Here is a 10,060-nt window from a genome sequence, read left to right on the forward strand (position 1 = left end):
GGTGGCCCGGCGCCCTAGCGGTGCCTGCTGAGCACGTCGCGCTCCCGCCAGCCGGCCGGCGGCACGGTGGTGCCGCGGCTGAGCAGCCACCCGGCGACGGCCAGCACGCCCCCGGCGGCCTCGGTCGGCGTGCCGCACTCCGACTCCAGGGTCTCCAGCTCGTGCCGGCCGCAGTCGCTGATCGCGTCGCAGCGGATCGAGATCTCCCCGTCCACCAGCCACGGTGGCGGCCGGACCGCCCGGCCGCGGGCGTCGCACGGCACCGACAGGCGCAGCTCGAAGGTCAGCTCCTCGGTCCGGACGGTCCCGGTCAGACCCGCGTAGGGCGCGCCGGGCAGGTGGTCGAACACCAGGCCGCCGCCGGGGTCGTCCGGGTCGTCGCGGGGGTGGCCGAGGTGGGCCGCCAGCCGTTCGACCAGGGCGGTCGCGGTGTTCAGCACGTCCAGGACCGGCTCGACCTCGGCGAGGTGGGGGAAGACCCACCGGAGGTCGCCGTCCCGCAGCGGAATCGGCGCCACGCCCCCGAGTGTGCCGCAAGTTATTCGCCAGTGTTCTCCATTGCTTCAGTGTTGCCCGAATTCACCGTCTCGGGCGGCGCGCGGGACCACCCGGCGTTCCCGCGTGCTCCGGCGTGTTCCCGGGGTGATCGACCGACGTTCTCCGACGTCACGCGGATCTGGAAGGATTTTGTCGGTCCCGTGTGACAGCCTGGACAGGTGTCAAGCTCCTCCCGGTCACCGGCCGACCAGTACGCGGACCACCGCCGCCGCTCCGCCCGGCCCAAGCTGACCGACTTCCTCTCGGTGATCTCCTTCGAGCTCGACCCGTTCCAGCGGCGCGCGTGCGAGGCGCTGGAGGACGGGCACGGCGTGCTGGTCTGCGCGCCCACCGGCGCGGGCAAGACCGTGGTCGGCGAGTTCGCCGTGCACATGGCCCTGTCCGAGGGCCGCAAGTGCTTCTACACGACGCCCATCAAGGCGCTGTCGAACCAGAAGTACGCCGACCTGGTGGACCGCTACGGCGCCCACCGGGTGGGTCTGCTCACCGGCGACACCTCCGTCAACGGCGACGCCCCGGTGGTGGTGATGACCACCGAGGTGCTGCGCAACATGCTCTACTCGGGGTCCTCGACCCTCAACGGCCTGGCCTACGTGGTGATGGACGAGATCCACTACCTGGCGGACCGGTTCCGCGGCCCGGTGTGGGAGGAGGTGATCCTGCACCTGCCGGAGTCGGTGCGGCTGGTGGGCCTGTCGGCGACGGTCAGCAACGCCGAGGAGTTCGGCGAGTGGCTGGTGGAGGTGCGGGGTGACACCACCGTGGTGGTGGACGAGCACCGGCCGGTGCCGCTGTGGCAGCACATGCTGGCGGGCAACCGGATGATGGACCTGTTCGCGGGCGAGGGCCCGGACGGGCACAACCGGATCAACCCGCAGCTGCTGCGCCAGACCGAGGACCTGTCGCGCTACCACCTGCCGTGGAGCCGGGGTCGGGGCAACAAGGACCGGGGGCGGGCGGCGCCGCGGTCGACCGGGTTCAAGCCGCCGTCGCGGGTGGACGTGGTGCAGCGGCTGGACGGGGCGGGGCTGCTGCCGGCGATCGACTTCGTGTTCAGCCGGGCGGGTTGCGACGCGGCCGTGCAGCAGTGCGTGCGCGCGGGTCTGCGGCTCAACTCCCACGACGAGGTGGAGGAGATCCGCGGGGTCATCGAGGAGAAGACGAAGGACCTGCCGCAGGGTGACCTGATGGTGCTCGGCTACTGGGAGTGGCGGGAGGCGCTGGAGCGGGGCATCGCGAGCCACCACGCGGGGTTGCTGCCGGCGTTCAAGGAGACCGTGGAGGAGCTGTTCGTCCGCGGGCTGGTGAAGGTGGTGTTCGCGACGGAGACGCTCGCGCTGGGCATCAACATGCCGGCGCGGACGGTGGTGCTGGAGAAGCTGGTCAAGTACAACGGCGAGGCGCACGTCGACCTGACGCCGGGGGAGTACACGCAGCTGACCGGGCGCGCCGGGCGGCGCGGTATCGACGTCGAGGGCCACGCGGTGGTGGTGTGGCAGCCGGGGGTGGACCCGAAGGCGGTGGGCGGTCTGGCGTCGACGCGCACCTACCCGCTGCGGTCGTCGTTCCGGCCGGGGTACAACATGGCGGTCAACCTGGTGCACCAGTTGGGCGCGTCGGCGGCGCGGGAGATCCTGGAGCAGTCGTTCGCGCAGTTCCAGGCGGACCGGTCGGTGGTGGGTTCGTCGCGGCGCATCGAGCGCAACCGGGAGGCGCTGGTCGGGTACGCGGAGGCGATGAGCTGCCACCTGGGTGACTTCGCGGAGTACGCGTCGCTGCGGCGGCGGGTCGCGGACCGGGAGAAGGCGCTGGTCCGGCAGAACAGCTCGGCCAAGCGGGCGGAGGCGGCGGCGTCGCTGGAGCGGCTGCGCAAGGGTGATGTGATCGCGGTGCCGTCGGGTCGGCGGTCGGGGCTGGCGGTGGTGATCGACCCGGGCCTGGAGCCGTTGGGCGAGGCGCGGCCGCTGGTGGTGACCGAGGACCGGTGGGCGGGTCGGTTGTCGTCGGCGGATTTCCCGGTGCCGGTGGAGGTGCTGGGTCGGATGAAGTTGCCGCGGCAGGTGGACACGCGGTCGCCGCGGTCGCGGCGCGACCTGGCGTCGACGTTGCGCGGTACGGGGATCGTGGCGCCGGTGGCGCGTCGGCGGCGGTCGACCGCGGACGACGACGCGGAGTTGGCGACGTTGCGGCGGGCGTTGCGGGCGCACCCGTGCCACGGGTGCGAGAAGCGCGAGGAGCACGCGCGGTGGGGTGAGCGGTACCACCGGTTGCTGGCGGAGACCGAGCAGTTGGAGCGGAAGGTCTCGGCGACGACGCACTCGTTGGCGCGGGAGTTCGACCGGATTCGGGGCCTGCTGCGGGAGCGGGGTTACCTGCACGTGGAGGAGGGCGGTCCGGGCGAGGAGGTCACCGAGCACGGCAAGCGGTTGACCAGGATCTACAGCGAGTCGGACCTGTTGGCGGCGGAGTGCCTGCGGCACGGGGTGTGGCGGGGGCTGGAGCCCGCGGAGCTGGCGGCGGTGGTGTCGGCGCTGGTGTACGAGGCGCGGCGGGACGGGCCGGTGGAGACGCGGCTGCCGCCGGGCCGGGTGTCGGACGCGATGACGGCGACGGCGCGGCTGTGGGTCGAGTTGGAGGACGACGAGCGGCGGCACCGGTTGGACCGGACGCGGCAGCCGGACCCGGGGTTCGCGTGGCCGGTGTACCGGTGGGCGCGGGGGGAGTCGTTGGAGCGGGTGCTGTCGTCGGCGGAGGAGAACGGCAACGAGTTGGGCGCGGGCGATTTCGTGCGCTGGTGCCGTCAGGTGATCGACTTCCTGGACCAGATCCGGGACGTCGTCGGTGGGGGTGATCCCGTCGGCGGGACCGCCCGCAAGGCGGTGGAGGCGCTGCGTCGCGGGGTGGTGGCGATGGCCACCGTTTGACAAAGCTTTGCGGGGTGGGTGGGTAACCCCTTCGCACCTGTGGTTTGATCGCGCCCGCAAGCCCTGGATTTTTTCCGTCACGACCGTCGGAGGCCGAGCATGACCAGTCCGTACGGACCGTCCGGGGGGAACGACCCGCAGCAGCAGTGGGGCCAACAGCCCTACGGTGGTGGGTACCCCGGCACGCCGTCGGGTGGTTTCCCCGCTCAGCAGCCCAATCCCTACGGGCAGCCGGATCCGTCGCAGCAGCAGCAACAGCAGCAGTGGGGCCAGCAGGACCCGTCGCAGCAGCAGCAGTGGGGGCAGCAGCAGCCTTACCCGCAGCAGCAGTACCCGGGCGGGTACGAGCAGAACCCGCAGTCCAACCCGTACGGGCAGCCGCAGCAGGGCCAGTACGGGCAGCCCGGACCGGGCCAGCAGTACGGCCAGTACCAGCAGTACGGGCAGCAGGGGCAGTACGGCCAGCAGCCGCCGCAGAAGAAGAAGTCCAGCGCGGTGCTGTGGGTCGTGGTCGCCCTGGTGGTGCTGGTGGTCGCGGCCGTGGGCATCACCGGTTTCGTCGCGCCGGGGTTCTTCAAGAAGAAGGTGTTCGACAGCGCGGAGGTCCAGAAGGGGGTCGTGACGATCCTGACGGACGTCTACAAGATCTCCGACGTGGAGAGCGCGACCTGCCCGGCGGACCAGGAGGTCAAGCCGAACACGACCTTCGAGTGCACCGCCAAGATCGACGGCGAGGACAAGACGGTCAAGATCACGGTCAAGACCGAGGACGGCGAGTACGAGGTGGGCCAGCCGGCGGGCTGAGCCGCCGAAGCCGGGCCTGACCGAGGAGCTTTGGAGAGCCACCCCCTTCGTTCGGGAGGGGGTGGCTCTTTCGCGTTCTGCCTTCCTCGATCTTTCCATCCCCGGCCTTCTGTCGTTCCCTCCGTCGTTCCTCCCGTGGTCCCCTCCCTCCTCCTCTCGCTTTCCTCTCCCGTCTTTCCGCCCCTCCCCCTCTCCGCTCCCTCCCCCGTCCTCCCGGCCTCCCTGCCCTCTCCTTCTCCCCCCTCCCTCCTCCCCCCTCCCTCCTCCCTCCTCCCTGTGATGAAAACTGGTTAGCCTTGCTTGCGACCTCGGGGCAGGATGCGGTGGTGACCGACCACGACATCCGCGTTCTCGACGACTCGCAGTACCGCGCCGCGCACACGCTGTTCCGGAGCACCCTGCACCACCCGCCCACCAACGACGACGCGTGGAAGTTCATCCGGGAGTCCTACGAACCCGGGCGCGCGCTGGGCGCGTTCGCCGAGGACGAGCTGATCGGCACGGTGCAGGCGTTCCCGTCGCGGATGGCCGTGCCGGGTGGCGCCGTGGTGCCGCACGCGGCCGTGTCGAGGGTCGGTGTGCGGTCGGACTGGACGCGTCGCGGGGTGCTGAGCGCGTTGCAGCGGGCGCAACTGCGGTCGTTCGTCGAGTCGGGTGACGTGGTGGCGACGTTGCGGGCGACGGAATCGTTGATCTACGGCCGGTTCGGTTACGGGGTGGCCTCGCGCTACCGCACCGTGCGCGTGGACCGGTCGCGAGCCGTGCCGCGCACGCGGATCGCCGGTCGGGTGCGGTTGGTCGACCTGGAGGCGGGGGAGCGGATCGCGCGGTCGCTGTACGAGGAGGTGGCGCCGCGCCGGGTGGGCACGATCGGCCGCTGGCCGGCGTGGTGGTCCATGAACCTCCACCGGCCGACGCCCGAGGACAACCCGCGGATCGCCGTGAGGTCATCGGCCGGTCAGGACGACGGTTTCCTGGTCTACAAGGTCAAACCCGGCGCGCACGACGTGTCGGAGAAGAAGCCGACCACCCTCGAAGTGGTCGACCTGTGGGCCCGCACCCCGGAGGCGTGGGCCGACCTGTGGCTGTTCGCGCTGGGGGTCGACCTGGTGGCCGAGGTGGTCGCCTTCGGCCGGCCGGTGGACGAGCCCGTGGAATGGCTGCTGGGCGACCGCCGGGCCTGCAAGTCGTTCGGCGAGGAAGACGAGACCTGGCTCCGGCTCGTCGACGTGCCGGCCGCGCTGGGCGCGCGCACGTACCGCGACGGGGTACCCGTGCTGATCGGCGTGCGCGACACCTACCTGCCCGACAACACCGGCACGTACCGCGTGTCGGCCGACGGGGTGAGCCGGGTGTCGGACGCGCCCGAGGTGGTGCTGGACGTGGACACCCTGGCGTCGACGTACCTGGGGGACGTGTCGTTCTCCACCCTGGCGGCGACCCGCCGGTTGGACGTGGTGGAGCCGGACGCGCCGGCCAGAGCGGACGCCCTGTTCGCCGTGTCCGAGACCCCGTGGTGCGGCACCTACTTCTGATCCCGGCCTTCTGATCCTGAGCTTCTGATCCCGGGCGCGGGCAGCGCCAGGCCCTGCGTGCGCCAGGCCCCGCAGGCAGGGGCCGAAGCCCGCCCCCTGAACTCAGGGCCCACAACCCCAGGTGCTCGGTACTCCCTCGTCCTGAGTTCCTGCGGTCGCGAGGTCAGCGGCGTTCGAGCGCGCTCACCAGTCGCGGCACGGAGCTGCCCAGGCCCCACCGCTTGGTCAGCTCGGCCACGCGGTCGGGATCGATCGGCGCGGCCGGGACCTCGTCCGACCGGTCGAGCACGACATCGGCGTCGGTGGCGACGTTGACCACCGTCGGGGCAACCGCGAGGTAGTCCTGCGCGGCCAGCAAGGCATTGCGGGCCTTGGTGGTGAGCTTGCGGTCACGCCCGTCGTGCACGGCGTCCAGCACGGCCTGGAGCGAGCCGAACTCGGTGATCAGCTTCGCGGCCGTCTTCTCGCCGATGCCGGCCACGCCCGGCAGGCCGTCCGACGGGTCGCCGCGCAGCACGGCCATCCCCGCATAGGCGGCACCGGCGTCGGCGGCGGGCAGCGCGTACTTGGCGGCCAGCTCCTCCGGGCCGATCAGCTCCGCCTTGGCCCAGCCGCGGCCCAGGTAGAGCACGCGCGCCGGGGTCGGCTTGTCGCGGACGACCTGGAACAGGTCGCGGTCGCCGGTGATCACCTCGACCGGGTCGGTCTTCTCGCGCGCGGTCAGGGTGCCGATGACGTCGTCGGCTTCGTAGCCCGCTGCCTCGGCGGTCGCGATGCCCACCGCGTCGAGCACGTCGAGGATGATCGGCACCTGCGGGGTGAGGGCGTCCGGCACCTCTTCCTCGCCGTCGGCCGCGCCCTCCACCACGCGGTGCGCCTTGTACGACGGCAGGGCGGTGACCCGGAACTCCGGCCGCCAGTCCGCGTCCAGGCACGCCACCAGTCGGCCCGCCTTGCGGTCGGTGATGACCTTGGCGACGGTGTCGACGAAGCCGCGCACCGCGTTCACCGGGGTGCCGTCCGGAGCGGTCATCGACTCCGGCAGCGCGTAGAACGACCGGAAGTACAGGCTGGCGGCGTCCATCAGGACCAGCGGGGTGCTCACGGGGAAAGCTTGCCAGAGATCACCGACAGCCGAGAGGCCCCACCGAGCACCTGTGGACAACTCGTCGGCCCCAGCGTCCGGAAGGGAGGGGAAGGGGAGGAGGGAGGGAAGAGGGAGGAGGGAGGGAAGAGGGAGGGGATGGGCGGGTAGGGAGTAGGTGGGCGGGGTAGGAGTGGGTCCGGCGTCGGTGGGCGGGAGGACGGGGCGGGTTTCGGTGGCTTCCTTCATCAATCAACCGATGACCGGTAACGGTGTTTCCGTACATTTTCGGGCCATGATCACCCGATCGTGTAGCCCCGGGCCCGACGGCCCCAACCCACCACCGGCCCAACGCCGAAGCCCCTCCCACGAGGCAACGCACCCCGCAGGATGACGTGCAACGGCCCCACCACCACTAGGCTGCCGAACATGTCGACCACTGTTGGGCCCGTCGACGTGGACGCGCTCCGCGCACGACTCGACCGGGCCACCGCCGCGGCCTCCACCGCGGGCCTGGACGCGCTGCTCATCGCACCCGGCTCGGACCTGCGCTACCTCATCGGCGCGGGCGGTTCGTCGTTCGAGCGGTTGACGTGCCTCGTGCTGCCCGTCGGCGGCACCCCGCTGCTGGTCGTGCCGAAGCTGGAGCACCCCGGCTACGCCGACGTCCCGACCGGGGCGCTCGGGGTCGACGTCGCCACCTGGGTGGACGGCGAGGACCCGTACGCCCTGGTCCACCGGGCGCTCAAGGGCACCCGCCACGCCGTGTCCGACATGATGCCCGCGCTGCACAACCTCCGCCTCCGCGACGTCATCGGCGGCGAGCAGGTGCTGGCCGGGCCGGTGCTGCGCGAGCTGCGGATGCGCAAGGACGCCGCCGAGGTGCTGGCGCTGCGCGAGGCGGGCGCGGCGATCGACCGCGTCCACGCCCGCATGGCCGAGTGGCTGCGCCCCGGCCGCACCGAGCGCGAGGTGGGCGCCGACATCGCCGCCGCCATCGTGGCCGAGGGCCACACCGCCGCCGAGTTCGTCATCGTCGGCTCCGGGCCGAACGGCGCCTCGCCCCACCACGACGTCTCCGACCGGGTGATCCGGGCCGGTGACGTGGTGGTCGTCGACATCGGCGGCCCGGTCGCGGCGGGCTACAACTCCGACTGCACCCGCACCTACGCGCTGGGCGAGCCCGCCGAGGCCGACGTCCCGCAGACCTACGCCGTGCTCCAGGCCGCGCAGCGCGCCGCGGTCGAGGCGGTGCGGCCCGGTGTCACGTGCGAGGCCGTCGACGCCGCCGCGCGCGAGGTCATCGCCGCCGCCGGGTTCGGCGAGCACTTCGTCCACCGCACCGGCCACGGCATCGGCCTGGACGTCCACGAGGACCCCTACATCGTCGGCGGCAACGACCTGCCGCTGGAGCCCGGCATGGCGTTCAGCGTCGAGCCCGGCGTCTACCTGCCCGGCCGCTGGGGCGCGCGCATCGAGGACATCGTGATCGTCACCGCCGACGGCGTCGAGAGCGTGAACAACCGGCCGCACGAGCTGGTGGTGCTGCCGACGTGACGAACCTGGAGCCCACGGACCGGGCGATCCTGCGCGAGCTGGCCGCGGACGGCCGGTGCAGCTTCACCGACCTCGCCGAGCGGGTCGGGCTGAGCGTGTCGGCCGTGCACCAGCGGGTGCGGCGGCTGGAGCAGCGCGGCGTGGTGCGGGGCTACGCGGCGCGCCTGGACGGCGACGAGATCGGCCTGCCGCTGACCGCGTTCATCTCCCTGACCCCGATCGACCCGGCCGCCCCGGACGACTACCCGAGGCGGCTGGAGCACCTGCCGCAGATCGAGGCGTGCTACTCGGTCGCCGGCGACGCCTCCTACGTGCTGCGCGTGCGGGTCGCCTCGCCCACGGGCCTGGAGGAGGTGCTGCGGCAGATCCGCGAGGCCGCCCACGTCTCGACCCGCACCACCGTGGTGCTGTCCACCCCGTACGAGGACCGCCCGCCGGCGGTCTGACCCGGCGAGGGGCTCAGCCCAGCGCGTCGCCCGGGACGGCGTCGTAGGCCGCCCGGACGCGGGCCACGCCGCCGCCGCCCACACCGGCCCCGACCACACCGGCCCCGACCACGCCGCCGCCGTCCACACCGGCCTCGTCCACGACGAACTCCACGTCGCCCACGCGGGACACCGGCACCACGCCGAGCGAGTTGGCCAGGAACGCCGCGCGGTAGCGGCCCACCCCGTCCACCGGCACCACCTCGCGCCGGGACGGCAGCTCGCGCTCCAGCAACCGCATCGCGGTGCCGTGCAGCCAGTCCGCCTCCGGCCACACCACACCGCCGTCGGCGTCGAGGAAACCGATGTTGGCGGTCGAGCCCTCCACCACCGCGCCGTCCCGGGACACCAGCAGCGCGTCGTCGAACCCGGCCTCCCGCACGCGCCGCCGGTGGTGCAGCCGGTCGAACCCGCCGAGGTGCTTCACGTGCGGCAGCGTCCGCGCGTAGTCCACCGGCAGCAGCCGCAGGGGCCCCTCCGGCGGCCCCGCCGGCGGGCGCACCGACACCAGCACCGACGGCTCCTCCACGCCGAACACGACCACGCGCACCGCCGCGTCGCGCACCTCGCCCAACGCCCTCACGACCAGCTCCCGCACCCGGTCGCCGGCCAGGCCCTCGCCGTACAGCTCGCGGTTGCCCTCGTCGAGCCGCCGCAGGTGCAGCTCCAGGCCCTTGACCCGGCCGCCGCGGACCTGCATGGCGGTGAAGTGCCCGTAGTTCGCCAGCAGGCCGGGCACGAGCAGCTCCGGGGTGGCGGGCGCGCCGTCGATCTCGATCCTCAGCACGCGCTCGACCGTAGCGTGCGTGGCGGGAATCGAGGGTCGCGCGTCGTTGCCGCCGACCCGCGACCGCAGGAGGGTGGGTGTCGTGGAGCGCGAGGTGCTGATCGTCGGCTACGAGGGGGCGACGATGACCGACATCGCCGGCCCGGTGGACGTGTTCACCGGGGCGAACCAGGCGCACGCGGCCCGCGCGGCCGACCTCGCCCGCACCGCCGACCCCACCCGCACCGCCGACCCCACCCGCACCGCCGACCCCACCCGGGCCGCCGACCCCACCCGGGCCGCCGACCCCACCCGGACCGCCGACCCCACCCGCCCAGCCGCCGCCC

9 protein-coding genes are annotated in these 10,060 nt (G+C 72.8%); 6 read left to right on the forward strand and 3 right to left on the reverse strand.

What is annotated here, in order from left to right; all coding sequences use genetic code 11:
* Positions 1-14 precede the first annotated feature (14 nt).
* On the reverse strand, positions 15-518 hold the full coding sequence (locus tag ACFP3R_RS06605) for a hypothetical protein (protein ID WP_380633805.1): 504 nt from the start codon (positions 516-518) through the stop codon (positions 15-17).
* A 198-nt stretch (positions 519-716) separates the two neighbouring features.
* Between ACFP3R_RS06605 and ACFP3R_RS06610 the strand changes: the two genes are divergently transcribed.
* From ACFP3R_RS06610 to ACFP3R_RS06620, 3 genes are all read left to right on the forward strand, one after another.
* Positions 717-3,482: a DEAD/DEAH box helicase gene (locus tag ACFP3R_RS06610; protein ID WP_380633806.1), complete on the forward strand. Its 2,766-nt coding sequence runs from the start codon at positions 717-719 to the stop codon at positions 3,480-3,482.
* A 99-nt stretch (positions 3,483-3,581) separates the two neighbouring features.
* The gene (locus tag ACFP3R_RS06615) at positions 3,582-4,286 is read left to right on the forward strand and encodes a DUF4333 domain-containing protein (protein WP_380633808.1); all 705 of its coding nucleotides are present in this window, start codon (positions 3,582-3,584) and stop codon (positions 4,284-4,286) included.
* 326 nt (positions 4,287-4,612) lie between these two features.
* Positions 4,613-5,821 (forward strand): GNAT family N-acetyltransferase, encoded by a 1,209-nt coding sequence (locus ACFP3R_RS06620; RefSeq protein ID WP_380633810.1) that lies wholly within the window; start codon positions 4,613-4,615, stop codon positions 5,819-5,821.
* 163 nt (positions 5,822-5,984) lie between these two features.
* Here the strand turns inward: ACFP3R_RS06620 and ACFP3R_RS06625 are convergent, their stop codons facing one another.
* The gene (locus ACFP3R_RS06625; protein WP_380633812.1) at positions 5,985-6,926 is read right to left on the reverse strand and encodes a 5'-3' exonuclease; all 942 of its coding nucleotides are present in this window, start codon (positions 6,924-6,926) and stop codon (positions 5,985-5,987) included.
* Positions 6,927-7,334: 408 nt separating this feature from the next.
* On the opposite strand from ACFP3R_RS06625, the gene ACFP3R_RS06630 reads away from it, so the two are divergent.
* Positions 7,335-8,462, forward strand: coding sequence for a M24 family metallopeptidase (locus tag ACFP3R_RS06630; RefSeq protein WP_380633814.1), 1,128 nt, complete (start codon positions 7,335-7,337; stop codon positions 8,460-8,462).
* Entirely contained in the window at positions 8,459-8,908 is a 450-nt protein-coding gene (locus tag ACFP3R_RS06635; protein WP_380633816.1) for an Lrp/AsnC family transcriptional regulator, read from the forward strand. Before ACFP3R_RS06630 ends, ACFP3R_RS06635 begins: the two co-directional genes overlap by 4 nt.
* Positions 8,909-8,921: 13 nt before the next feature.
* Here ACFP3R_RS06635 and ACFP3R_RS06640 read toward each other — a convergent pair whose 3' ends face one another.
* Positions 8,922-9,734: an aminotransferase class IV gene (locus ACFP3R_RS06640; protein ID WP_380633817.1), complete on the reverse strand. Its 813-nt coding sequence runs from the start codon at positions 9,732-9,734 to the stop codon at positions 8,922-8,924.
* 19 nt (positions 9,735-9,753) lie between these two features.
* On the opposite strand from ACFP3R_RS06640, the gene ACFP3R_RS06645 reads away from it, so the two are divergent.
* Positions 9,754-10,060: hypothetical protein (locus ACFP3R_RS06645; protein ID WP_380633819.1), on the forward strand; the 307-nt coding region annotated here is incomplete at its 3' end.

The sequence above is a fragment of the Saccharothrix lopnurensis genome (assembly GCF_042658445.1).
In the GTDB taxonomy this organism is placed as follows: domain Bacteria; phylum Actinomycetota; class Actinomycetes; order Mycobacteriales; family Pseudonocardiaceae; genus Actinosynnema; species Actinosynnema lopnurensis.

Coding starts and splice junctions, on each gene's coding strand:
- ACFP3R_RS06615 (WP_380633808.1), top strand. CDS start 3,582: ATGACCAGTCCGTACGGACCGTCCGGGGGGAACGACCCGCAGCAGCAG.
- ACFP3R_RS06630 (WP_380633814.1), top strand. CDS start 7,335: ATGTCGACCACTGTTGGGCCCGTCGACGTGGACGCGCTCCGCGCACGA.